Annotated in this window: 22 protein-coding genes; 16 read left to right on the top strand and 6 right to left on the bottom strand. The window is 48.9% G+C overall.

Translation table 11 applies throughout. From position 1 onward, the window contains the following. Positions 1-10 precede the first annotated feature (10 nt). Positions 11-949 carry an NAD-dependent epimerase/dehydratase family protein gene (locus tag ABFD83_06245; GenBank protein MEN6356670.1) on the top strand — a complete coding sequence of 313 codons (939 nt, stop codon included), beginning with the start codon at positions 11-13 and terminating at the stop codon, positions 947-949. 17 nt (positions 950-966) lie between these two features. On the opposite strand, the gene ABFD83_06240 is transcribed toward ABFD83_06245, so the two are convergent. The 5 genes from ABFD83_06240 to ABFD83_06220 all read right to left on the bottom strand — a co-directional run bounded on the left by ABFD83_06240 (position 967) and on the right by ABFD83_06220 (position 8,519). Beyond that, on the bottom strand, positions 967-1,905 hold the full coding sequence (locus ABFD83_06240) for a glycosyltransferase family 2 protein (GenBank protein MEN6356669.1): 939 nt from the start codon (positions 1,903-1,905) through the stop codon (positions 967-969). After that, the gene (locus tag ABFD83_06235) at positions 1,898-3,367 is read right to left on the bottom strand and encodes an oligosaccharide flippase family protein (protein MEN6356668.1); all 1,470 of its coding nucleotides are present in this window, start codon (positions 3,365-3,367) and stop codon (positions 1,898-1,900) included. The genes ABFD83_06240 and ABFD83_06235 overlap by 8 nt, the downstream gene beginning before the upstream one ends. A 144-nt stretch (positions 3,368-3,511) precedes the next feature. Beyond that, entirely contained in the window at positions 3,512-4,273 is a 762-nt protein-coding gene (locus ABFD83_06230; protein MEN6356667.1) for a class I SAM-dependent methyltransferase, read from the bottom strand. A gap of 6 nt (positions 4,274-4,279) precedes the next feature. Next, positions 4,280-5,557 (bottom strand): nucleotide sugar dehydrogenase, encoded by a 1,278-nt coding sequence (locus ABFD83_06225; GenBank protein ID MEN6356666.1) that lies wholly within the window; start codon positions 5,555-5,557, stop codon positions 4,280-4,282. A gap of 727 nt (positions 5,558-6,284) precedes the next feature. Next, positions 6,285-8,519 carry a putative glycoside hydrolase gene (locus ABFD83_06220; protein ID MEN6356665.1) on the bottom strand — a complete coding sequence of 745 codons (2,235 nt, stop codon included), beginning with the start codon at positions 8,517-8,519 and terminating at the stop codon, positions 6,285-6,287. Between the two features lie 403 nt (positions 8,520-8,922). On the opposite strand from ABFD83_06220, the gene ABFD83_06215 reads away from it, so the two are divergent. Further along, positions 8,923-10,866: a hypothetical protein gene (locus ABFD83_06215; GenBank protein ID MEN6356664.1), complete on the top strand. Its 1,944-nt coding sequence runs from the start codon at positions 8,923-8,925 to the stop codon at positions 10,864-10,866. A gap of 803 nt (positions 10,867-11,669) precedes the next feature. Here ABFD83_06215 and ABFD83_06210 read toward each other — a convergent pair. After that, on the bottom strand, positions 11,670-12,656 hold the full coding sequence (locus ABFD83_06210; GenBank protein MEN6356663.1) for a DUF1848 domain-containing protein: 987 nt from the start codon (positions 12,654-12,656) through the stop codon (positions 11,670-11,672). 683 nt (positions 12,657-13,339) lie between these two features. Between ABFD83_06210 and ABFD83_06205 the strand changes: the two genes are divergently transcribed. From ABFD83_06205 to ABFD83_06140, 14 genes are all read left to right on the top strand, one after another. Beyond that, complete coding sequence (locus ABFD83_06205; GenBank protein MEN6356662.1) at positions 13,340-14,662, top strand: DUF6880 family protein; 1,323 nt, start codon at positions 13,340-13,342, stop codon at positions 14,660-14,662. A 13-nt stretch (positions 14,663-14,675) separates the two neighbouring features. Further along, positions 14,676-15,557: a DUF1186 domain-containing protein gene (locus ABFD83_06200; GenBank protein MEN6356661.1), complete on the top strand. Its 882-nt coding sequence runs from the start codon at positions 14,676-14,678 to the stop codon at positions 15,555-15,557. Positions 15,558-15,640: 83 nt separating this feature from the next. Continuing rightward, on the top strand, positions 15,641-16,219 hold the full coding sequence (locus ABFD83_06195; protein MEN6356660.1) for a plasmid pRiA4b ORF-3 family protein: 579 nt from the start codon (positions 15,641-15,643) through the stop codon (positions 16,217-16,219). A 17-nt stretch (positions 16,220-16,236) separates the two neighbouring features. Then, entirely contained in the window at positions 16,237-16,380 is a 144-nt protein-coding gene (locus ABFD83_06190) for a hypothetical protein (GenBank protein ID MEN6356659.1), read from the top strand. An 84-nt stretch (positions 16,381-16,464) separates the two neighbouring features. Further along, the gene (locus ABFD83_06185) at positions 16,465-17,451 is read left to right on the top strand and encodes a hypothetical protein (protein MEN6356658.1); all 987 of its coding nucleotides are present in this window, start codon (positions 16,465-16,467) and stop codon (positions 17,449-17,451) included. Next, a complete protein-coding gene (locus ABFD83_06180) occupies positions 17,448-18,179 on the top strand; it encodes a phosphatidylserine decarboxylase (protein MEN6356657.1) in 732 nt (243 codons plus the stop codon). Before ABFD83_06185 ends, ABFD83_06180 begins: the two co-directional genes overlap by 4 nt. Positions 18,180-18,193: 14 nt before the next feature. Next, positions 18,194-18,640: a hypothetical protein gene (locus ABFD83_06175; protein MEN6356656.1), complete on the top strand. Its 447-nt coding sequence runs from the start codon at positions 18,194-18,196 to the stop codon at positions 18,638-18,640. Positions 18,641-18,658: 18 nt separating this feature from the next. Beyond that, a complete protein-coding gene (locus tag ABFD83_06170; GenBank protein ID MEN6356655.1) occupies positions 18,659-19,306 on the top strand; it encodes a glycosyltransferase family 2 protein in 648 nt (215 codons plus the stop codon). Between the two features lie 118 nt (positions 19,307-19,424). Next, positions 19,425-20,468, top strand: a complete 1,044-nt coding sequence (gene nuoH / locus ABFD83_06165) for an NADH-quinone oxidoreductase subunit NuoH (GenBank protein MEN6356654.1) — start codon at positions 19,425-19,427, stop codon at positions 20,466-20,468. Next, positions 20,468-20,947 (top strand): NADH-quinone oxidoreductase subunit I, encoded by a 480-nt coding sequence (locus ABFD83_06160; GenBank protein MEN6356653.1) that lies wholly within the window; start codon positions 20,468-20,470, stop codon positions 20,945-20,947. Before nuoH ends, ABFD83_06160 begins: the two co-directional genes overlap by 1 nt. Before the next feature lie 92 nt (positions 20,948-21,039). Continuing rightward, positions 21,040-21,576, top strand: coding sequence for an NADH-quinone oxidoreductase subunit J (locus ABFD83_06155; GenBank protein ID MEN6356652.1), 537 nt, complete (start codon positions 21,040-21,042; stop codon positions 21,574-21,576). After that, on the top strand, positions 21,569-21,892 hold the full coding sequence (nuoK, locus tag ABFD83_06150; GenBank protein MEN6356651.1) for an NADH-quinone oxidoreductase subunit NuoK: 324 nt from the start codon (positions 21,569-21,571) through the stop codon (positions 21,890-21,892). Before ABFD83_06155 ends, nuoK begins: the two co-directional genes overlap by 8 nt. A gap of 13 nt (positions 21,893-21,905) precedes the next feature. Next, entirely contained in the window at positions 21,906-22,739 is an 834-nt protein-coding gene (locus ABFD83_06145; GenBank protein ID MEN6356650.1) for a hypothetical protein, read from the top strand. A gap of 15 nt (positions 22,740-22,754) precedes the next feature. Then, positions 22,755-24,245 carry a glycosyltransferase family 87 protein gene (locus ABFD83_06140; GenBank protein MEN6356649.1) on the top strand — a complete coding sequence of 497 codons (1,491 nt, stop codon included), beginning with the start codon at positions 22,755-22,757 and terminating at the stop codon, positions 24,243-24,245. The last annotated feature ends 71 nt before the right edge of the window (positions 24,246-24,316 follow it).

The raw sequence follows: 24,316 nt of genomic DNA, 5'->3' as shown, positions 1-24,316 counted from the left end.
GAGATTATTCATGAAGGTTCTTGTAACAGGTGGAGCGGGATTTATCGGATCGCATTTGGTAGATGCATTGGTGAAAAATGGTTGCGATGTGCGGGTTGCAGACAATCTGTTTTCAGGCAAACTGGCTAGTCTGGCTCACCTTGGCGACTCCATTGAACTGCTCGAAGGCGACGTAAGCGACCTGGAATTCTGCAAGAAAGCCTGCACCGGTGTAGAACGCGTTTGGCACCTGGCCGCTGTTGGTTCCGTGCCCAGATCAATAGCCGATCCTCTCACAAGCCACAATGCAAATGCGACCGGCACATTGAATATGCTCGTTGCGGCAAGAGATGCGGGCGCAAAGCGGTTCGTTTTTTCGTCGTCCAGCAGTGTATATGGCGCAAACCCGACGTTGCCGCGTGAAGAATCGCAGCACCCAATGCCGATGTCTCCATATGCGAACACCAAAATGGCCGCAGAAACATACGTCCGGCAGTTTGCCTGGCTGTACGGACTTGAGACAGTCGCGCTGCGGTATTTCAATATCTACGGTCCCAGACAGGATCCAAACAGCCAGTATGCAGCGGCCGTACCTAGATTCTTTGACGCACTTTCAAAGGGAGAAAGTCCGACAATCTACGGTGATGGAGAACAGAGCCGTGAGTTTACATTTGTCGCAGATTGCGTGCATTGTACATATGCTGCTGGGTTTGTGGAAGGCGAAGGCATTGTGGGAGAGCATTTCAATGTCGCTGGCGGCGTGCCAGTTACCGTCAACAAGTTGCTGCAGACCGTGCAGGATGTGCTGGGAACCAATATTCCCGCCAAATATGAGCCGCCTAGAGCCGGTGACGTGCGGTTTTCCGATGCCGTGATCAAGAAAGCATCAAGCAGGCTCGGTTATAAACCAGAATGGAAACTCGAGGATGGAATAAGAGCTACTGCAGAGTGGTTCCGATCTTCTCATTGATAATTAATGGCTGCGCTTCACTTCGGTCTGCGCCATGCAAGTTTGGACGTATCGGCAAGCAGTGTCCACAAGAATGCTGCTTGCTTTCGTCTTTTTGTACTAAACGGCGCTACGACAGCGTTGCGCAGTGTCACCAACGTAATATTAGTCATCATCATGCATTTTAACATGACAGATGCAGGCCATGTGTACATGATGTCATACAGTCTGAATAATGATCTGACATTCCAATAATGCATATGACAGGGGTCAAACCCTCTGCTCGCATACCCAATGTGAATTACTTCCGCCTCAGCTAAGTATACCAGTTTGCAGTCGGCCATGCGAGCCCGCCTGCACCATTCCTGATCGTCACTATTTACTATGAGTCCTTCGTCAAAATACCCGATCTTCTCCAATGTGCTTTTGCGCATAAACAATGCCGCACCACATATTACATCCACGTTGTTCGTTTGCTTATAAAAATCAAGCGGCATATGGCGTCCACAATATTCTCGCACAACCGGCACTAGTGAAAACCATGGGATTAACGAAACAAGCTGTGATAAAAACGTGTGAGATCTGCGGGCGCATCCATGTTGAATGCTGCCGTCGGCGTTAAGCAACCTAGGTCCAAGTGCGCCGACCTCAGGATTGGAGTCCATATACTTGACCATAGTGAAAAGCGCATCTTTGACAAGAAATGCGTCTGAGTTCAGAGCAAAAACGTATTCACCACGTGCCTCACGCAGTCCCTGATTGCAGGCCGGTGCATAGCCGCGATTGTTGTCATTAGCGATGATCCGCACCATCGGGTATTTCTCAGCAAGCATTTCGCGGCTTCCATCGCAAGAAGCGTTTTCAACAACGATAAGCTCTTTTTCTACGTTGGGTGACGCTTCCAAAACAGACGCAATGCACCTATCCAGCAATTCGCGTGTATTGAAGCTGACTACCACAATGGTCACTTTAATCATCTGGATTGACTGCTCCTTTTATCTTACTAATCACAGTTTCTCTGATCTTATGCAGGTCTTCCATGTTAAGTGACGTGGCAGTCCACAAACCCAAGATACATGCACCTATCAATCTCCACCTTGGGTCGGTAACGTTGCTGAATGCCAACCATGCTACAGCCGAAGTGCTTGTCAGCAACAGAAACTTGTTTCTGCCCGTAAAAGTAAATCCATTTGTGTGATGTGTATACAAATAGATCGCAATAAACTCAAACAGCCAGCTTGCTGCATACGCCCACACTGCACCTTCGAGCCTCATGTTTGTTTTCGGCAAGTAGAAAACGATCATAAACAATGTGTTGCGCAGCAGGTTTATTACTACCCGTGCTCTAAATCGCTCAAGAGGCAGCATCGGATACTGTAAAACCATTGTGATACTTTTCAGAAAGTCTCCGATGGACTGCCAACTCATCAAACTGGCTGCCAGCAGAAACTTCTTTGAAAAGAGGAGTGATGTAAACACGTCACGGAACAACAACACTACCAATATTCCTGATGTGCAAAACAGAAGACTGATCTTGAGGGCGTCGTTGATCTCTTTATTTATCTGCTTCAAGTCGGCCATCTGGCTGATTTTTGGAAATACATATATTCCTATCGCATTGAGCGGCATAACCAGATACTGGCTTGATATGGCAAAAGCAGCCTGGTAAATCCCATTTGCATCAAGTCCCATATCTCTGATTATCTGTACACGAATAATAAATGGAACCACAAGATCAATGGCAAACACAGGAAAGTTGCCTGCGGCAAATCGCATCAGATTGATCAACAGTTTCTTGTCAAATGACGCTGATTCGACTCTGCGATTCAGCTCAGATCCCATAGACCTGTTTGTATATAGTTTTGCAACTATATAACCAACAATTGCAATGATCAGCAAATGAGCGGCTGCGCCAGCTTGTTTCCACAGCAAAACCAAAGGAACTACAATTGGCAGCCCGATCAATGATGTAATCACCATCGTTGCCGAATATTCCTTCATCTCAAGACCCGCCCGCAAATAATTCTGCCACAACTGGGTTTGGATCATAAATGGAACGCCCAAAATCGCCGTCATTACATAAAGATACATATTGGCGTTGCCAACGCTCCAAGCCGATATCGGCTTAGCTAAAATCAGGCAAACAACAGTGGTCAATGCCGACAATAATGCAAAAGCTTTAGCTGATGTTGAGATAGTAGACAATAAGCGTCTTTTATCATTGGCACGATTGGCTGACATATACTTCAAAGCACCAAGCTGCATTCCCATTGGCACACCATTTGCCAAAAGGTTCTGCAGCGACTGAAGTTGTGCAAACAGGCCAATACCTTCGGGACCAAGCAGCAGAGCCAGCAATTTGTTGCGAATTACACTTACAACGGCAACTGCAGCTTGTGAAGTCGTCAGGACAAAAATGGATTTCAGCAGTTTCTTCATGTATGATGTAAAAAACAGCTCGCGCTACGGTTCTGTATTATCGGATACCCTTAGCGAACCGGCCAGAGCAGATAATTTGGAATCGACAAGGGCGTCTGTTGTTTGTTCCTTATAATAGCCAAAAACTTGGACGTTTTTCGAATACTATGCCTTTTTCGGAAGTTTTCTTGCCAAAACCCTGAATCGACTCATCATCATACAAGCAATGGCAGCATTGCCAAGCAATACTCGTCCGGCAGCACCGAGCCTGCGTGGAGTATACCACGTAATCTTAATGTCTTCATATCCGGCTTCTCTCAATAACTTGGCCCACGTGCTTGGGCTCTGGTGTTTGTGCCATTCAATCGTAGGCGCGATTGGATTCTTCAATCCCAAAAACGAGAACACATTGTGCCGAGATACGTCGCTTGCGATTATCAAGCCGTTGTCTTGAGTAAGGTCAGCCATTCGCCTAAAAAGACTGATGTATGTATTGCGTGCATCATTACTTGTTAGGATGTCTACACAGGCGGGTTCATCCAGGTGATTGATAGAGGCGTTCAGAAACACGGCTCCGAACTTTTTCGACTTTGCTTCGTAAGCTTGAAAAGTGGAATTTACAAGATGAGTGTTGTTTGTACCGAGAGCAGAGGAAATCTCGTCAAAATCCCTGCGTATGCCTTGCGTACAGCCATCTGACTCAGGTTCCAAGCAAATTACTTCAGATGCACCAGCACAGGCAGCATAAAATGATGCAAGTCCTGCTCCGCCACCAATGTCCAAAAATTGACATCCAGACAGATTGACATCTCCGAACAAGAAATTGCATTCCCATATGAGATTTTCTTTAGTGCAGCTCTTAACAATTGTTGGAACCTTGGAGTAGTATGAATCCAGCATTCTGCTCTCCTCTGCCATCGTGTTCATTGAGTACTACAACGACCAATAGACGTGCGTTTCTTTGACCCTCTTCGGGTCTAATGCTGACTTGACATCCATCACTATTCCGCCCGGCTTAACGAGTTTAATCAGATCGGCTGTGTTGTTGCAATACTCCTTGTGAGGAACGGCGAAGATCAGAGCGTCCAAATTGTTGAGCTCATCGAAGTTGCACAGGTCAACCCCATATTCCTTCTTTGCCTCAGCAGCAGAAGCCTGCGGGTCGTGCACTTTAGGAAACACCCCGAATGCATTGAGTTCGTTGATGATATCCGGTACACGGCTGTTGCGCAAATCAGGCACATTCTCCTTAAATGTGAGGCCTAACACACCTACTTTTGCGTCTCTGACACTGGCACCGATACAGATCAATAGCTTAATAAGCCTTTGCGCGACATAGTTGCCCATGTTGTCATTGATTCTGCGTCCGGCCAGAATAACTTCAGGGTGGTAGCCCAAAAGTTCGGCTTTTGCTGTCAGATAATACGGATCAACACCTATGCAATGGCCGCCGACTAATCCGGGCGCAAACTTCAAGAAGTTCCATTTCGTGCTTGCGGCTTCAATTACATCAGTGGTTCGTATTCCAATGCGGTCGAATATCAAAGCCAGCTCGTTCATGAAAGCAATGTTGATGTCTCGCTGGGAGTTTTCGATTACTTTGGCGGCTTCAGCTGTCTCGATCGTCGGAGCCTTGTGAATTCCTGCGGCCACTATACGCGAATAGGCTTTTGCTACACGTTTGAGAGATGGTTCATCTTCAGCAGAGACGATCTTTGTAATTGTCTCCAGCGTGTGCTCTTTGTCTCCGGGGTTAATCCTCTCTGGCGAGTATGCAACAGTGAAATCTTCTCCAGCCTTCAAACCGGAGACTTCGGCCAGAATCGGCCTGCAAAATTCTCTGGTGACACCAGGATATACGGTTGACTCATACACCACAATTGCGCCCTTGCCGAGAACTTTGCCGACAGTTTCTGAAGCCTTGCGCAGAGGAGTCAAATCAGGCTGCTTGCTCATATCCGTCGGAGTTGGCACAGTAATTATGAGTATTGTCGATCCGCGCATGTCTTCCACATCAGTCGTAAACATGATGGAAGACGATTTCAGTTTCTCAGGCGAAACCTCCAGAGTGCGGTCCTTTCCATTCTTCAGTTCCGCAACACGCTCGACGTTTATGTCGAACCCTACGGTGTCAGGATAGTTCTGAGCAAACCCTATAGCGACGGGTAATCCAACATACCCAAGTCCAATAACCGAGATTTTTTCGTCCACTTTAGCTGAACCTCTCTTTGAGTCTTGTTATGAAGTCTTCTACATGGGCCTGTTCCGGCCACATTTGACCCTCATGCCACTCCAAATTTCTATCCCAGTGGCCAGGACAGTTATAGACGGCACTTGAAACAAATAGAAAGCTTAGCTTCATTGCCGCTGCACCACAATCTATCGATAACACAACTATGCATTTTTAGTTTATTCGCGATTTCGAAACCGAGTTTAGTGAACACAGGGTCAACTTACGGTATGGAGTAGTCGATCTTGCCGCTTCTACTTGAACCTCAGTATTATGACCTGGAAGAACAAGCATATTCGTATGTTTTTCTACGACAGAGAGCAGCCTGCGTGATATTTGCCGTGTGGCAGATATTAGAGAGCATCCCTACATAAAGCCGTGGCAGCCCTTTATATCGTCCAGAATAGTGGGCGAACAGATATTGACCAGTCTGGTCTCGCAGCCATATGCGTTGAGGTATTTTGTCTACCGGTCAGACGTTGAGAGCTGCAAAGCACTGTCTGGCTAGATTCCAACGCGGTACACTTCCTAAAGCTTTCTTGACGATTATAGACTACTCTTCTATACGCAGCACCATACTGAAAAGTTCGTAGTTGCACCTATATTAAATCTCGGCATTGTGTGATACAAAATGAAGGGTATCTATTGAGAATTATACCATACACCAGAATAGCCAGCTCACCACTTTCACCACAGAATATGCAGCGATCACTTAATTGTAGCCATAAATGTCCGTGACCCATGGCCATTGGCAACAACGGAGCTAATAGTCCAGACAATAGTTTTTGTAGATGAATAGTATGTCCCACCGCTCTTCTCCGCACTGCCCGTCACGTAGGTCATCTCATTAGGAACCTGGACACGAAGTGTAACATTGCTGAGCTTTTGAGAGCCCTGGTTGGTATAGTTAACCGTCACTGTTATTGTCTGAGCAGCATATACCGTATTGCTGCTCGTGCTCAAAGACACGGACATTTGTTGGCGTTGAAAGTAGATCCGTCCAGTATGAGGAGCCAGCTTGATTCTCGAACCACTTGACACCGCATTGCCAGATTCGTCGGTGGCATCGAAGTCGATTGTGTATGTCCTTGAGGTGGTAGAATTGGCATTTACGATTACTATTCCCCCTACACCACCGTCATCATTAGCTTTATAGCGCCGATATTGGCAGTAGATGTCTCCGCCATAGGCGAAGTGCGTGCCGTCAGGCGCGCCGAGCTGTTTAGTTACACTGTAGTCGGTCAACACCTTTGCATAGTCTGTTTGCTCTTGGCTGCCGAACATAGTGTAGTCGTTTTGCGCCAACAGATAGCTAGTAAGCCCAAAATGCATCCAACCGTCGAGACCTTCCGCCGGGTCGCTTTTCTGATCGACGCCGTAAGTGTGCATAGCCATCAGCTTGGTGGTGTTGTGTGATGCTAGGGCTCCGGTATTCCAAGTAGCAAGCAAGTCCATATCCTGGAGTTGTGCCAGCCAGAACTCCTTGGAATAAACGTTGCCGGCAAACCCGACGCCGACAGTATAGGGAACTCTGATAAATGCATACTCCTGAAAATAGGTGTCACTGACGCTGGACGGACTGTTATTCGAGTAGCCGCTGGATGCGGGATAACTCGACGAAACTGTAAAGAACGGATTGTTGATAATCCACCCCATATTCTGGATCGGGTTTGTGTTCTGATAAGCCAGATGCATTACTCCATTGCGCTGGACATGCAGCTCTGCTGCTTTAAAAAGAGGCATTATTTCATGCATAAAGCGCTGGCAGTCCACTGGGTTGATGGTTACGCCGTTGCCTGTCTGGTAATTCAGATCATCAACAAATACACCATCGAAGTTGTTGCGCTGTGCGGTTTTAATTGTATTTGCCGCCCACGTCTTCTGATAGTCCTGGTTTTCAACATGGGCATAGCAGTTATTTGGATACGCCACCTGAGTTGCGTATCCACCGTTGCCATCCGAATATAACCATTCGGGGTGATTCTTGACGGCATAATTGTATTGTACTCCAGCGTCGCTATACCATGGGTCGAGGCCCGGAGTTAGGCTATCGTTTTTCGTAATTGCAGTCGTCTTATATGAGAGTATTTTAACGTTCGGGTTTATGGCTCTGAACTGCTCATTATAGATATGTTTGGAGTCACTGCTCAGTATATAGTCGAAGTTTTGAGCCGTTTCATAAATGTCCTGCGACTTCGGGTCAAAATACTTCAGTATTGTCTTTATCGACCGCGGTTTGGAAGCCGGTATCTCCCATGTCGCATACTCAGTGGGTGTGGCGGATCGTTTTATATATATGTGTGCACCGTCGATGTAAGCTCCGACCTCTTTGCCGGAGAGATTTGCATTCACGTCCAGCCTGAATTGTACCATTATGTTGGTGACTCCGCTCGGCACAACTCCGCTCACCTCCACAGAGGAGGAAGTAGTAGACGGCACAAATTTTCGAGTATATATATCGGAGTTGCTGCTTGTCGAGAATGAGAGTTGTATGCATGGGGATATCACAGCACCAGTCGGAAGAGAGCCGAAGCCGGCCATTCTTACGCTATCAATGCGAAAAACGACCGTGTCACCTTCTTTTGGTTCGTGGTTTAGAGAAGTATAGACAGGTCTGCCGAACCGAAGCATCGTGTAGGCGGAACCTGTAGTATTTCTTAAAGCCAAATACTGCGCTTTGCTGGACGAAATACCCTGGCCGTCTACGAGCTTGAAGACCTGGTTATTTGCAGGATTGACGGAAATGCTCGAAATTCGTCTCCAACCGACAGCTATGGTGTCATTGGTTGTACATACGTCGTAGCCGGTTTTCCAATCGGGGTTTGAATTGGGATTGACCCAAGCGCAGTTTGCGCTCCAATCGTAATCACTTCCTGAATAAGCGGATTGCCAGGCAAAATCTGAACCGCGCTCAAATCCACCAAGGCCCAGAAGCAAGTCCATATTCTCGGTACTGCCAACACCTGGACCGCTTGCTGCGAACAAAATAACAAGCACCATGAGAAACAGTTGACGGTTTATCATATGAACACCTGTGGATCGGTAAGGGCTACCGATTATTAGATAATTGTTTTTCCCAACCTGATTGGAAAGACACACATCAAGATCCCGGCCGCAGTTATATGACGAACGTGTGCATCCTTTCAGATTATACCATACGCCACAGTGGAGGTGGCATTGTATATGCTCATTCAAAGCGCGGGGAAGCGCAGTAATGTCTGGTAGTAATGTGGTATAATTGATAAGATTGATACCAATAGCGAAAACTATGTCTGTCGTTATTTTCAGTAATCATACAGGTTCACAATCGTCACAAGTATCAATCTAAAGAAGTGGGGGTATTGGTATGCGAATAATGAAAAAACGCCTGCTTGTATTGATTGTGATTGCAATAACGCAAGGTCTGTTCGGTGTGGGACATGCAGATATCACATCAAAGCGTGTATTACTGGTCACAACGGATGCCGGGCAGGTTCCTACTGTTTACAATTATGCAAACGGTGCATATGTCATAACCGACCTGGCTGGTGCGGGTTATCCTTTTGACATTGTCACTTATAATAAGTTCCTGACTATGTCGCTTGGCAATCATGATGTCATAATACTTAACGGCCACACATCCCCTCACCCCATACTCGATGTGCTTGCAAAGTGCCAGGCAGCGCTCTGTGAAGGCCGCAAGGTATTCCTGAATGGTGATCTGTGCAATAGACGTTTTGACTCCAGTGGAAATCAGGTTGAGTACTTGCGCTATGCCCTCACTCTTTTCAATGTGACTGCTGGCACAAGTGGATATGCGAACGGCGCCACAATCGTGCCCAAGGAAATTGAAAAAGACCCGGAGATTTCAGATCCCGTATGGCAGAATGTGTCGGTTAAAGATTTCGGATTCACTAAGCAACCCGCAATGAAGATAACCATTGGTAATAAGGTATTGGGCTTTCTGTATCCGCAGGGAGGCGCGTTGGACTCGATCAGAAACCAGGCATTGGCAGTTATTGATTATGGAAAACTAGTAAGCTATCTGAGATACGGGCAATCTGGCATCGTCGGGTTTGCGAATGATCGAATTGACGGCAGGCCGATTGCATCGTTTGAAGTGCATTGTCACAGCGGTACAAATCTGAGAGCAATCGACGAACTAAATAAACTGTCGCTAGATATGAATATGCCACTGGTCGACCTACTGGTATATAACAACATTGCACCTTCCGGTATTGCGGAGTGGAATACAGTGACGAACGCTAATCCTCTGACGGTATGCGGGTCACACAGTCGAAGCCATCCGCAAGATTGGCCTTCCCTGGGTGATGTCTTGTACGAGACGACAGAAGTAATTAAGGAACAAAAAGCGATTATTCCAGAGACTATAAACTATCTCAATTTCTCAGGTTTGATGAATCCATCGACCAGTCAAATTGATCAGATGTACCAAGCCGGACTGATATTTGGCGCACAGGGTTATGACCAACGGGCAGCAACTATGCCCTCAGGATCAAACATTGTGACCCAGTTGATGCCTACGTGCAGAACTTGGGTTCAGAATCTGTCGGCCAGCAGCATAACACCATTTTGTCTGTCTCAGACATTGCTTGCAGACAATGTCGTCAAGAATTACGGTGAGGATTATTGTCAAGATCTAAAGATCTATTACGCAAAAAACCTCAAGTTCGGTCTTTACAATTATGGATTCTTTCATGATTCAGAAATGGATCCGACGGCTGATTCATACACCAATGGAATACACACATGTGAACAGATTCGTTCGGCGATGAGCTATCTAAAATCGCAGTCCGTGAAATTCGTCCGTGTGGACGATCTGGTTTTGAGACTGCGAGACTTTGTACAAGGATGGGTTGATTACGATCGACAGGGTGACGGCAGTCTGAACGTGACGGTTTACAGGCCCAATACTAAGGCCAATCAAGTCAAGATACAGACCAGAGACGCGGGCATCCCGGTCGCCTCAGGGAATTCAGTCATATCGCAGCACTATTGTGGCGATTTTCTTTACGTCGATCTGGCTTCAGAGGTTCAAAGTACATTCACGGTCAGTTTTGCTCCAGTCAACCCATCATCAATAAGCAACGCACTTGCCCAAACTGATGGCAAATCCGTTTGTGTTGAAGGTATAGTAAGCGCTGTATTTTCTGATGGTTGCTATGTTGAACAGCTCGATCGCGTGCGTGGAATCAAGGTGCTCGGACAGTTCAGATATCGAACCGGCGACAAAGTTGCTTTTGATGGAATCCTCAAAACGGTCAATGGAGAAAGAGTTCTTGAACCTTAGTGAACTCTCTGCGTCAGTGCCGGGGGGCTCGTCTCCGCATATATAACGGTTGTCACTCGCAAAAAGTCCATCCGAGCAGCATTGCCAACGATGGCCTGGCATATAGCGAAATATAGTCCAGGTAATGAGTCATTGAGACGATTTTCAGCGGTCATAAGAAGCAAGATGAGCATTGCGCTACCGCAATCGAGTAGAAGCAGACCTAACAAAGCGTTCGCCGGATCAGTTTTTGGCGAGTAGGGGTAAGGTTCATTAGGAAGATTGATTGAGCAGCTTTCGCATGGTAGCTATGATACAGACCACCGGAATCGGCTCCGTTATTAGTTTGGCATTTGGTTGAAGCTTCAGCTTCTCAAACGACGGATCAACAATTGGTGGCCTATTGTTCAGGCTGCTATGCGTTCTGATTGAGTTGTAATACTTATAGATATATTCTTTCAGAAGTCGATGTAGGTGCTGCTCGTTAATTGGAGTGATTTGATCAAGTAGTTCTCTGCGCAAAATTCCAATTATTTGCTCGCAATATGGATTTTGCCATGGGCAGTGATAGGCAGTCCTCCGATGCCGCAATTCCTGAGAAACATTGGCACTTTCCTGCCGTAGATACAGTCGTTGTCTCGTATGATATATTTGGGCTGATTACCAAATGCTGTAGCCTCGCGAAATTGCTGAATTACCCAAAGCATTGTCGGATGGTGTGTGACTCTAAAGTGAACAATTTCTCGGCGTTCTGGTGGGTTTAGAGAGATACCTGAGGGTTAGAACTTCTGCAGCTTGCAATTTTTTATGGGCGAAATGCGTGATCATTTGCTGTTTGCGGAATCGGGCGGAAACAGATATAGTACAAGGTTGCGAGTGTCGTCGCGTGTCTCGATCTTGGTCGAACTGGCGCTGGTGAGTACGAATCTAATTCTGCCAAGCATGTCTGATGCGGGATCGTGCCTCTCGTACCTACGCAGGGCGGTCTGCGCTCTCGAGTTGGCATAGCAGTACACGCAGCCATGAGCGCACGTATCATACATGCCGATATACGTGCATTCGCAGCAGCCGCAGCCTTCTCTCGTAGGTGCCTCGATCAGCCGACGAGTTCGCTCCGGGTAGAGTCGGTGCAGAAGCGCGGCATCCGTGCAGTGGGCATTCTTGATCTTTCCGCCAACGAGGTAATCACCACAGCAGGATAGCATCTTGATCCCATGCTCAGATGCTATGTCAGCAAGTAAGTTTGCCATATCGACGCGATCAGCGACCGCAATATCTTGTAGCGCTATGCCCGTTTCCTTATGCAATGCCGCTGCGTTTCTTTTTACCTTATGGTGGAATACCGCGAAGCTGAAGTAGCATCGCTTCACCGCCCCCTCCATAGCCGCACAGATCGTGCGAAAGCGGTCGAGATGGTAATGCCTATCCGTAATGCTGGAGATCAATACTGGATCATAGCGCCACAAGACAGTATCAGCGCCGTACCGACGCGAGAGACTGTGTGCGCACTTTACCATAGCTGTCGCGTCGGGAACGCGTGGCTCGAATACCTTTGGCAGACCATTGATTGTGAAGTGGAAGAGCATGCGATATCCGCTTGCGTCCAATTCGTCCAGGTAAGGCAAGAGGGGAGCGTAGTTCTTCGACCAGAAGACGAAAGCTATCACATCCTCTGGTCGAAGCGATATCCTGTGGACCAGTCTTGAGAAGGGGTTGATCCAGCGTAAGTAGCCATCTCGTATACAGTTCACAAACCACTCCGAGTAGAATGCCGGTATGTCAGTTCTTCTGCTTACCGAGATGACTTTCACTGATTACGTCCTTGGCACTGAAGCACGATCATTGTTGTGATTGTAGCGTTTAAGCGCTGATGCGTCAACGCCCCACGCAAGCTTCTAGATTCGGGCAGAAATCAAGGCATCTGGCCATGCCAGTGCTTTCGCCACCACGGTGTGCCATCGACCAAAAGCCCGTCGCCCAAACCGGTTCTCCAGGCTTGTCAGTACTGTGCAGAAAGTGCCAGTACGACACGCGCGGGCTGTAGAACCTAACCAGATTCCATTGTAGAGATAGTTCAAGGCTCGGATAGAGTAGGCTTGCGAAAGCTCGCGCTGCCGCGCCACGTTGCCGGAGCTCAGATGCCAATAGAAGCCTGTTGTGGTTTGTCGGATCAGCTAGCAGACGTGCGGTGGCATTCGCGTAATCCGCAGCATTATCCTCAAGCTCCGTGCCCTGATTCCATTCGAGCTGTTCTTGCTGCTGAGCCAACACGTTTACCAATTGTCCTCCCGGTTCCAGGCAGAACGACTCTACTGATCGATTTTCATCCGCGCACGGACTCGACACGAAGTGAGATATGCAGCATATTGTAAGCGCTTCCCCGATTTTTGTATTATTAAAAATGCTGCTTGTTTGACCATACCAATTATGACATAATGTGAATATGGCTTACCAAGCGGAGCGCGGACACATTCGTGTGGTCGCGGCATGATCAATGAAAAGTAACAATATCCGTGAGCTACTGATCGGCCTTGGCCCCTGTGAATTGGCCGACGCTATTCTTCGATTGGCATCACGGGACGATGAAGCGGATCGAGTTGTGAGGCGAATGGTCTCAATCCCAAGTGAAAAAGTCAAAGCGTTCAAGTCTAAACTCGCGGCGCTGAAAAGAACACGACGCTTTATCGACTGGCGAGGCGCGTCGAGCTTTGCGCATGAACTCGATCAGATGCTTGATGATCTGGAAGCAGGGTGCGATGATCCCGAAGTAGGACTTGAGCAGGTCATAGCGTTCTTTGAAGCGGATGAGCAGATATTTGAGCAGTGCGACGACTCTGGCGGCTATGTCGGCACGGTATTTCAATGCTCCGCATGCGATCTGTTCGTCCGCTATGCGTCTGACTACTCAGATAAGGCGCATTTAATCGACAGACTCATGAAGCTCTATGAATCGGATGAATATGGAGTGCGGGTTGAACTTATCAGATCGACGCACAGATTTCTGTCGAAGAAGATGCTTCGTGTATTGGCTGACCGGATCAGGCAGAAAATCAGAGAACAACCATATTCATATCATTGGTCTAATCCTTTGGCATCAATCGCGCGTTATCTTAAGGATGCTCCTATGTACGAGGAAGCTCTGAGGGCGGCGTGTCCTCAACTGAGTCTGAGGCAGTATCCCGATATTGCACAAGCCTATTTGGAAACAGGGGACGCTAAAACCGCGCTATCCTGGATGGAACGTGCTGGGGAATATGGTCATAGTGACTTAATGCTGCGTATACATACAGGACTTGGAAATATAGAGAAAGCGAAGGAAACGGCCTGGCAAATCTTTCACGAATACCGCAGCCAGGACAATTTGACGAAATTGCTCTCCGTGATTGGAGAAGACCGGCGTGAGCAAGTCGTGGCGGATGAAGTCAGGAGCATCCTGAGCTTGGATAGTTATTATGACTTCAACGCCACGTTTCTGATTGACATCGGCCGGATGGACGAGGCGGAGTGTTATCTACTGAACCATTCGGACAAATTGGACGGCGGCTATTACACGGGTCTTTTGCCGATGGCAGAGAGCATGGAGAAAGATGGACGTTATCTTGCGGCAACTGTGGTCTACCGGGCGCTTCTGGACTCGATACTCGCAAGAGGCGTCTCGAAATACTACCATCATGGTGTCCGGTATCTGACGAAGCTTGATTCCCTTGATGGTAGTATCGATGATTGGAAGGATTTTTCGGATCACGGAGCATATAAGGTATTGCTGCGTGAGGCTCACGGGCGAAAGACGGCATTCTGGTCACAGTACGGGAAGTAACGAGGAACGGATAATGACGACACAAGAAATCATTGCGGAGTTGACTTATAATAGCGGCGTGTTTCCACAACATGCAGTGACAGAGGCTATCAAGCAGCGTGAAGAGATCACCCCGGCGCTTATGCACATAATTGAAAATGCGACCACCAATATCGAAGACATTGCACTTCAGGAAGACTACATGGGTCACATCTTCGCTATGTATCTGTTGGCACAGTTTCGCGAGAAGCGCTCTTATCCAATCCTGGTGGATTTCGTCAGCGCTGACCAAAAATTGGTTGAACAGGCGCTGGGTGATGTCATCACAGAGGACTTGGGACGAATGCTGGCGTCTGTTTGTGGCGGCGATGTTGGCTTGATATGCGGCATGGTCGAAAATGTGAAGCTCGATAAATATGTGAGAAGTGCAGCGCTAGAAGCTCTTGTTGTTCTAGTGGCGCAAGAGGTTAAGACTCGCGGTGAGATAATAGCATACTTCCAGAGCCTGTTTCATGGAAAGCTTGAGCGCAACTTTGATTTCGTTTGGAGCAGTCTGGTCAGCCATTGCTGTGATCTGTATCCAGGGGAGATGGCAGAGGAGATCGAGCAGGCGTATTCCGATGGGCTTGTCGACACCACGTTTATCGGGGTGCAGGATGTGAATTGGTGTCTGGAAAAAGGCAAATATTTCGCTCTGGCAAAACTTGCCCAGGATAACAATAAGCATTTTATTGAAGATACAGCACATGATATGGCCGGGTGGGCTTGCTTTCAAGACTCACAACGATTCACAACGACATCGCCGACCGAGCAGACCTGGCAAACCACGCAATGGCAGGTCAAGCCGAAAGTTGGGCGTAATGCTCCTTGTCCATGTGGAAGTGGCAAAAAGTATAAGAAATGTTGTGGGAAATAATACCTGGTCTGTTCACGGCTACAGCATCTCAGCCGATATAGTGAAATGAGTCACGACAAAATATACGTGAGGGCAAGGAACTAATGGCAGCAATACCTCAAATATATCAACTCAGAGTAAGTCTCAACAACCTCGAACCGATCATCTGGCGCAGGTTCCAGGTTCGGTCGGACGTGAAGCTCACCAGACTTCATGACATGCTGCAGATATTGATGGGTTGGGAAAACTACCACCTGTACTGTTTTGATGTGGATGGTGTGGAGTATACAGACCCCGATTCCATTGAGGATGATATCTATGAACTCGGGCACCAGGACGGTTCGAAAATTAAGCTCTCCCAGGCTCTTGCGAAAAAGGGCGACAAATGCCTTTACCGATATGATTTCGGCGACAATTGGGAGCACACACTGCTTCTTGAGCAAATATCCGACCCCATACCCGATGAACGATACCCTGTCTGTCTGGACGGGGCAAGACGCTGCCCTCCCGAGGATTGTGGAGGTATCGGCGGATATGCCGAGCTTCTCCGAGTACTGGCTGACTCCGACGATGAAGAATATGAAGATATGAAACGCTGGATCGTGCCGCGCTTCGACCCAGAAAAGTTTGACTGCTTATTAGTAAACTGTGGACTTCCACGGCGGGTGATAGTGAAAGAATGAATCCGGAGGGCTTGGCGGTGAGAAGGCTAAAGATTGATCTGTCCGACCTTGAGGTGGCATTTACGATGGACCAGATGTCAGGTATTGAACATTATCTGGACTTGATTTTGCAGCTTGTTAGGATGGGTGCGTTCGCCTTGATTGGTGGCGCGGCTAACTAACCGAATCGCAACAAACTCTGCGCACAAAACTCTGCGCACATTTCATTGCCAGTCATCCCCTCTGCTGATATAATTGGAATCACGATGCCGACATATGGAATTGAAGAAGAAGTATTTATAACCGAGCCCGAGCGCCCCACGTTCGATTCGTTTTATTATCTGGCCAGGCTCCTTGCCAAGGACCCGGGGTTCTACTACACCCACTCTGCTCACAATTTTGCCCGGGGTAAGGACCTTAAGCAGGGATGGGTGAGTGGAGTCGAGATCAGCACAGGTGTGCATGAGGAAGTTGAGTCACTCACACAGGACTTAGCTAGGCGCAGAGCCGAACTTGCGTCAGTAACTACCGGCCTTGTCGTTCCTATGGGCCACCTTATCAACTATGATGCCCCCACCAACACCTGCGCTATCCACATTCACATCGGCGGGGTCGAAGACAAAAGACGGCTCTACGGCAATCTGATACATTTTCTGCCGATCCTCCCTTTGTTTACCGCCAATTCTCCTATGGTCAAAGGCAGGTATTTCGGCGAGTCGTATCGAATGTTCAAGTCGTTCGCCATCGGGCCGATCAAGAGTGATTGGACAGTGCGGTTTCAGGACGTGATCTTATCCAAGCGACTGGGTACGATCGAACTGAGAGCATGTGACACATGTTGGGATATGAATCGTATTCGATTACTGCTTATGGCGGTGAAGGCGATAGCCGAGCTGGACGAAACGCTTGAACCCAACATCGAACGATACAACGCTCTGCGTGACGATATTTGCCGCAGGGGAATTATAGATGAGACCAAGGGCCTGATAGACGAACTCAAGTCTATTGTCGACTTTCCGACCGAGTTGCTGACGCATACCGCCTCCGATGACTTGCGCGATTTGTATGAGAAAGATGGGCTCTTGGCGGCTTACAGCGCAATGGACAATGGTTATAGAAACGGCACGTTCGAGCCGAGGCCGGTCGAAAAGAGGCAGCGGACAGATATCATAAAAGGTACATTCGGTTTTTTGGCGTATTTCGTGCCGAGGCTGCCGTATTACGCCTGGAAAGGTCTTAAAGAGCAGGCATGATTTTTGTATATATACTTATAGCAATAGCAATATTGTGGCTGGGTGCGCTCACTTTTTTGCGCCGTGTGTGGTTCTATCGTGACCCTGTTCGCCAGCCGGACAGCCGCGACGGCGTGATTGTTGCTCCCGCAGATGGCCGGGTAGTCTATATCAAGCGCGTCAATGAGAACTCGATCTATGCCGAGAAACTGGGCGAGAAGATACCTCTGCCCGAGATCACCGGCTGCGACTATGATGAGAAAAATGGCTGGGCGATAGGCATATATATGTCACCCCTCGATGTCCACTTTAACTATACGCCTCTGCCGTGCACGGTCGAAAAGATTCACCGGGTCAGCGCAAAGCTCAATTTACCTATGCTCGATCTTTGGGAATATATAAGAGTGGTGTGGCTGAGGAAGATGGTCGATATGTTCGCCCGCCGCTACCATCTCGAGAATGAACGTAATACAATCTTCATAGACTCCAATGGTCTTAAGATGGCAGTGGTGCTGATTGCCGATAAGTTCGTAGCCAAGATCAGGTGTTTTGTGGAGCCTGGCGACAAACTGGATTACTCGCAGAAGCTCGGTTTTATCGAGCGCGGCAGTCAGGTCGATCTGGTGATCTTCTCGAATGATGTGGAGTTCAACGTCGGTGTGGGCGAACAGGTCTACGGCGGCAAGACAGTTATTGCCAGGCTTGTCCGCTCCCTCGAGGACGACAGAGACATAATGGCTGCAGGATAGGGGATATCTGATCTATGAAACGAATGGGATGTTTACTCTTTATAATAGTCCTGCTGGTAATCGGCTATGACCAGTGGCGCATAGAACAGCTCAGAAGCGAGGTCCGCGCCATCTCCGCCAAAGTTCATGTTCAGAATAAAGAAAAGAGCGCTTCGAGCACCGATCTGGTGACCGCTCTTGCCGAGGCTCAGCGCTATGCTAAGAACGCAAAAGAGCTGATAGCAAAAAAGAAACCTCAGCAGGCTCAAGTGGAACTTGATAAGGCTTTGAAACGTCTTAAATCGGCGAATGATGTTTCGAAAGACATCGTAGGAGATGCGGCGGAGTTTCTGGGCAATGCCCGCGACCGGACTGTCCGCACCTTCCAGAAGGCCTGGAACGATATCTCCGAAGAAGCAAAGATTGAGAAGAATAGTAAACAGGTAACAGGCAACAGTAAAAAGGCGACTGATAATAAGTAACGGTTAATAGGTAGCAGCATGAAAGTAGCGGCAATAGTGCCGGCATATAATGAAAAAGATCGCATATCTCTCGTGCTTGAAGCGATAAAGAACGCTCAGTTTGTGGACGAGATCCTCGTGGTCAGTGACGGCTCCACAGACGGCACGTATGAGTTAGTCTCATCCGATCCGGGCGTGCGGGTAATGAACCTGGAGACGAACCGCGGCAAGGGTGGGGCGATGCGCGCGGGCGCTCTCGGCACCGACGCGGACGTCATACTTTTTCTTGACGCCGATCTGGTCGGCATGGACGGCGACAAGGTGGACGCCATCATCAAGCCCGTCGCAAATGGCAAAGCGGATATGGCTATAGGCATATTCAACGGCGGCAGAGGACCGACCGACCTTGCGCAGTTTCTCACCCCCTATATCTCAGGCCAGCGGGCGATGCGCCGCGATGTTTTTCTGGATATCCCCGGCCTCGACGGTGTGCGTTCGGGCGTCGAAACAGCCATCACCAAGTATTTTCGCTCCCGCAACCTCAAAGTCAGCCGCGTTGCTCTTGCCGGCTGCACCCACCATATGAAAGAAGAGAAGCTGGGTTTCCTAAAGGGCTTTTCCGCGCGCATGAAAATGTACTACGACATCACCAAGATACTGCTCGATGGCCGCGAGTTCAGGAGTTAAACGTGCGGGCGAGCCTTGACACCAAGGCTCTTCATCCATATAATTAAGCCGTTGATGTGCGTATGAGAAGCGCTGTTTCGGTAACTGCCGGAGGGCGCTTTAATCTTGTAGGGGCAATATGAACCAAATCCTCATTGATCTGGCGCTGGAGTTGGGCAAACTCATAGCAATAGCTGTAGTTGTGCTTGTATTTATGCTCGTGGCAGTGCTGTATCTGGTTCTCAAGCTCAGATGGGTCATCGCCCGAATCCAATCGCGCCTTGGACCGAACCGGACAGGTCCCTGGGGCGTGGCGCAGACCGTGGCGGATGCCCTGAAGCTCTTTCAAAAAGAAGATATCATTCCCAAAGGCGCGGACAAATGGCTTTTTACCATTGCTCCCGCACTGGTGTTTATTCCCGCATATCTGGTCTATGTCGTCATTCCGTTCGGCGCGGGCCTCACTGCCCAGAGCCTCAATGTAGGCGTGATGTATATAAGCGCGATCTCATCTATCGGCGTTATCGGGATCATAGTCGGCGGCTGGGCGTCGAACAACAAATGGTCACTGCTGGGCGCATTTCGAGGCGCATCGCAGTTGATCTCATATGAAGTCCCGATCATACTCGCGTTGGTCGTGCCCGTGCTGATAAACGGTTCTCTCGACCTCAACACGATAGTTGCGAATCAATCAGGCGGGTTCTGGCACTGGGATTTGTTTACGGGTTTTCCGATGCTGCCGCTGGCGTTTCTGATGCTGGTCATAGCCGGGCTTGCAGAGATCAACGTCACACCGTTCGACATTATGGAAGCCGAGTCCGAGCTTGTAGCCGGTTTCAACACCGAGTATTCGGGGATGAAGTTTGCTCTGTTTTTCCTGGCGGAGTTTGCCGAATCGTTTACTCTTTCAGCGATAATCACGACGCTATTTTTAGGCGGATATCAGCCGCCTCTTCATATACTCGGCGGCCAGCTTACAGGGATAGCATTTTCAGCGGTATCGCTTTTCTGGTTTATGGCCAAGTGTTGGGTGCTTGTAGTTTTCATCATGTGGGTCCGTTCGACCCTGCCTCGTGTGCGTGTCGATCAGCTTATGAACCTCTCCTGGAAGGCTCTCATTCCGACCGGGCTTGTCAATCTGCTCCTTACCGGCGCATATGTGGTTTTCTGGATGCATAAATAATGTCTACCATACTCAGTGATATAAAAAACTCATTCGTGAGTATCATAAAGGGCCTTAAGGTCACTGCCATAAACTGGAGCATTTTGCGCCCGTGCGTGACCGAGCTTTATCCCGAGCAGAGACCGCAGCTTCCCGAGGCCTATCGGGGAATGCCGACGCTGCCTGTGAGGCCGGAGACCGGTCGGTCGGACTGCATCGCGTGCGGTGCGTGCGCTCGCATGTGCCCTGAGCATATTATTACAGTGGAAGTCGACAAGACAGACCCCAAGGACCGCAAACCGGCGAAGTTTTCCATAGATATATCGCGGTGTATGTTTTGCGGGCTGTGCATGGAGGTCTGCCCTAAGGGCTGCCTCAGACCGGCGCGAACATTTGAGCTGGCAAGCCGCACCCGCGAGGGAATGATATACAATCTCGATAAGTTAAATGAACTCGGCGGCCAGCTTCCGCCTGAACCTGAGACTAAGTTGGAAAGTTAAAAAGTCACAAAGTCTAAAAGTTGCCGTGATCAATAGCATTGCCGTGCTTTTTGACTTTCCAACTTTTTGACTTTTAGACTCGATAAACTATTATGCATATATTAGGATTCTATATAACCGGATACCAGGTAGCCTTTATAGCCGTGGCGGGCATCACTGTGCTCTCGGCCATCGGCGTGGTGCTGCTGCCGAATATACTGCGCGCGGCTCTGTGCCTTGGGCTTATGCTCTTCGGCGTGGCAGGCATCTATGCACTGATGAACGCGCCGTTTTTGGCAGCGGTCCAGGTGATGATTTATGTCGGCGCGATCACGACAATGATCATTCTCGCGATTTTCCTTTCGCACCGGGTCATGAAGATCGGCTTTTCTCAGGCTATCTACAATCCACTGCTTGCAGCCGCCGCGGCTGGCGTGATGTTTTTGTTTTTGTTTGTCACCGTCGCCAACTCCGTATGGGTCAGGCATGTTGCGGCAAGCGGGCCTGCAAAGTCGGGCGTTGGGATAGATGCGGTCGCAACTGCTTTGCTCCAGCCTTATGTGTTTCCATTCGAGCTTGCATCCGTGGTGCTGCTGGCTGTTTTAATTGGCGCAGTTGTGATAGCCAAGGAGGATACTGAAGATGCATAGCGCATATGGTATTCCGATAAGCTGGATTCTGACTGTCGGCGCGATGCTTTTTTGCATAGGCCTCTTCGGTATGATGGTCCGCCGCAGCGCAATCGGCATGCTCCTTTCGATAGAGCTTATGCTCAATGCTGCCAATATCAATCTGGTCGCATTCGGGTCATATCTCAAGCTGCCTGTGATCGCGGGTCAGGTCTTTGCGGTGTTTGTAATAACTCTGGCTGCCGCTGAGGCTGCAGTCGGGCTTGCTATTGTAATCAACATATATAGAAACGAACAGCATATCGACGCCGACAAGATCAGCGCGATGAAATTGTAGTAGGGGAGGCCGGATGCGAAAGGTTTTTACTTGTCTGGTCATGCTCTTGTCGCTGAGTGCGGCTTGTTTTGCTCAGCAGCAGACTTACCAGATAACGACCACATCCTGGCATGGCCTTTCGGGTCTATATGTAGTGCCGACTGCGCGCAGTTTGGGCCGCGGTCAACTTGCCATGGGATATAATGAGTCCCGCCACGCCGAGTTTATAGGCAACGGTCGATTTCTTGATAGGCAGGTCCGTGCAACTCTGACATACGGCATTTCAGACCGTGTAGAGGTATCGGGCAACTATATAAGGGATCTGCTCACGGCAGGCGACGGTTTTAAGCCTGTCCTGTCGAACGAGAGCTTCAACACATTCAGCGCGAAGTGGCGAGTCTATGACGAGACAAAAAAACGTCCGGCCCTGGCTCTGGCTGTGAGAGATGTATTCAACGACATGCAGGATGTCGAGCCGTTTACTGATGTCAATAACGGCACCAAATACTTTTTGCTTGCGACTAAAAGGCTTATCTACAAGCAGGATACGGGCCGTTTCGTGGACGGCACAATAGGCATTACTAAAGACGATCAAAAGGTAGCCGGCCTCTTTGGTATGGAGATGGCCTTATCGCCGAATATAAGTTTTATAGCAGAGGGTATGTGGGACTCGCCCTACCTGAACTTCCGCGGCATATATTTGCAGCCGCACAATATAGGCACAAGCGATCATTCGGGGCGTTTCATTTTCGATACGGGTTTTCGCATATATCCGGACGTGCTTCCGGGTTTTGCGATAGACCTTGGTTTTGTCGCCGACAGTCAGCCTGAGTATTCGTGGGGATTCAGCTACGTAGCGGGTCTATAATATAGGCCGGTTCCAATGAACCGAATGGATAATATTATCAACGACAACTGTGTATATGGTTGGAAGACATGGGCGCTGTATGGTATCCTTGCGGCGTGTATGGTATTGTTGCCGCCTCTGATGGTGTCGAGCGGGCTGCCGAGCATCGGCAGTTCATGGGAGACATCTTCTCGGGTATTTGAGATGTTCGGCTTTTGTTCCATGGCTGCGCTGGCTGTTGTTGCTTATGTCGAGTTCCAGAGACGCAGGTCCGCCGGTCTTATCGGCATTGTATCGGTAGTACTGTTTGTGCTTGTTTTTGGGCATATCGCGATGCTTGTAAGTGAGTACACATACAAGTCCTGCGACTATGATTGCTATACTAATGCCGCAGATGCAATCCTGCATGGCCGAGATCCATATTTCGGCACAGGCTATTTGTATCCGCCGGTCCTTGCGGAGAGTATAGCGGGTGCTTATAGGGTCCTGGTTGGGTCTGCGCATACATTCGGCGTAAAAACGACTGATGCGCAAGTCTGGTCGTATATATTTTATCTCTGGCAGTGCGCCCAGTTTTTTCTGGCAATCGCGGCGTATTTGCTGAGTATGAGGTTCGTAAAGGCGCTGGGCGGCAGAGGGGTTTTGCCGATGCTGCTTGTAGCGGCAGTGTTTGTGTTCAATATTCCTTTGATCCGGGCACTTAGGTGGAACCAGGCGAACCTGTTAATGCTGGTGGCGATATTGTATGTGCTCGCCATGGGCGGCAAGCGGCCCTGGTTTGCAGGGGTGATGCTCGCATTAGGCGCGTGCATTAAGCTATATCCTGTGGCGATCTTGGCGCCTGCGGCTGTAACCCGGCGCTGGCGCACATTGGCAGCTTTTGCAGTTGCACTTCTGGCAATTATTGCGCTGGATGGAAGTCTCGGCGGGCGATTTGATGTATGGCGATGGTATTATGAGTTCTCGCAGGGTTTCCCGAACGGGTTTCCGCTGGCTTCCGTCTATCGCGACAACAGCCTGTATGGCATTATTACAAAGTCGGCCTGGTTTTTTTCTGTCGGTCCGAGTTTTCACAATGCTTATGCCGTTGCAATGGTTCTCTGGCGTATTTTGGCAATTGTCGCTATCATATATGTCGCAGTAAGAGCTGTAAAACGAGAGAAGTCTTTTGCGGCATGCGTCAAGAGTGCTGATGCATGTGAGACGGCTCCGGCCGAGACTATCCGGTTTACCGGACATTGTATGGATATACTGGCTCTTGCATTGGTTCTCTCGCCATTGGTTTGGGAGCATCATTATGTGCTGGCCGTGCCTATAGTTTTGTGGTCGATCATGTGCCGGCACAGGCGAAAACCGTGGCTTGTCGGTATAGGAAGCCTGCTGATACTGCTTCCGCCGTCTTTCGATGTGTGGCTTTTCAGCTATCATCGAATCGTGGGGCTGGCAATGCTGATCGCATCGAGTTCACCTATTGTGGACTTGGTCGAGCATCAGAAGAATATAGATGATTTACAGGTGTTGGGGTAGTAATCGCATCCTGTCATTTTGCAAGTAGCGGGGCTACAGGCGGATGCAATTAATCGCGAAAGCCCGAAAGA

The organism is Armatimonadota bacterium (assembly GCA_039679645.1).
GTDB lineage: Bacteria > Armatimonadota > UBA5829 > UBA5829 > UBA5829 > UBA5829.
Note: the sequence above shows the minus strand (reverse complement) of the source record. Positions and strands in the feature narration are given on the sequence as shown.

Excerpts from the sequence above, each read along its gene's own strand:
- nuoK (MEN6356651.1), top strand. The coding sequence starts at position 21,569 with ATGCATAGCGCATATGGTATTCCGATAAGCTGGATTCTGACTGTCGGC.
- ABFD83_06230 (MEN6356667.1), bottom strand. The coding sequence starts at position 4,273 with ATGAACACGATGGCAGAGGAGAGCAGAATGCTGGATTCATACTACTCC.
- ABFD83_06215 (MEN6356664.1), top strand. The coding sequence starts at position 8,923 with ATGCGAATAATGAAAAAACGCCTGCTTGTATTGATTGTGATTGCAATA.
- ABFD83_06155 (MEN6356652.1), top strand. The coding sequence starts at position 21,040 with ATGCATATATTAGGATTCTATATAACCGGATACCAGGTAGCCTTTATA.
- ABFD83_06245 (MEN6356670.1), top strand. The coding sequence starts at position 11 with ATGAAGGTTCTTGTAACAGGTGGAGCGGGATTTATCGGATCGCATTTG.
- ABFD83_06180 (MEN6356657.1), top strand. The coding sequence starts at position 17,448 with ATGATTTTTGTATATATACTTATAGCAATAGCAATATTGTGGCTGGGT.
- ABFD83_06200 (MEN6356661.1), top strand. The coding sequence starts at position 14,676 with ATGACGACACAAGAAATCATTGCGGAGTTGACTTATAATAGCGGCGTG.
- ABFD83_06175 (MEN6356656.1), top strand. The coding sequence starts at position 18,194 with ATGAAACGAATGGGATGTTTACTCTTTATAATAGTCCTGCTGGTAATC.
- ABFD83_06235 (MEN6356668.1), bottom strand. The coding sequence starts at position 3,367 with ATGAAGAAACTGCTGAAATCCATTTTTGTCCTGACGACTTCACAAGCT.
- nuoH (MEN6356654.1), top strand. The coding sequence starts at position 19,425 with ATGAACCAAATCCTCATTGATCTGGCGCTGGAGTTGGGCAAACTCATA.
- ABFD83_06185 (MEN6356658.1), top strand. The coding sequence starts at position 16,465 with ATGCCGACATATGGAATTGAAGAAGAAGTATTTATAACCGAGCCCGAG.
- ABFD83_06170 (MEN6356655.1), top strand. The coding sequence starts at position 18,659 with ATGAAAGTAGCGGCAATAGTGCCGGCATATAATGAAAAAGATCGCATA.
- ABFD83_06140 (MEN6356649.1), top strand. The coding sequence starts at position 22,755 with ATGAACCGAATGGATAATATTATCAACGACAACTGTGTATATGGTTGG.
- ABFD83_06145 (MEN6356650.1), top strand. The coding sequence starts at position 21,906 with ATGCGAAAGGTTTTTACTTGTCTGGTCATGCTCTTGTCGCTGAGTGCG.
- ABFD83_06195 (MEN6356660.1), top strand. The coding sequence starts at position 15,641 with ATGGCAGCAATACCTCAAATATATCAACTCAGAGTAAGTCTCAACAAC.
- ABFD83_06220 (MEN6356665.1), bottom strand. The coding sequence starts at position 8,519 with ATGGACTTGCTTCTGGGCCTTGGTGGATTTGAGCGCGGTTCAGATTTT.
- ABFD83_06205 (MEN6356662.1), top strand. The coding sequence starts at position 13,340 with ATGAAAAGTAACAATATCCGTGAGCTACTGATCGGCCTTGGCCCCTGT.
- ABFD83_06160 (MEN6356653.1), top strand. The coding sequence starts at position 20,468 with ATGTCTACCATACTCAGTGATATAAAAAACTCATTCGTGAGTATCATA.
- ABFD83_06240 (MEN6356669.1), bottom strand. The coding sequence starts at position 1,905 with ATGATTAAAGTGACCATTGTGGTAGTCAGCTTCAATACACGCGAATTG.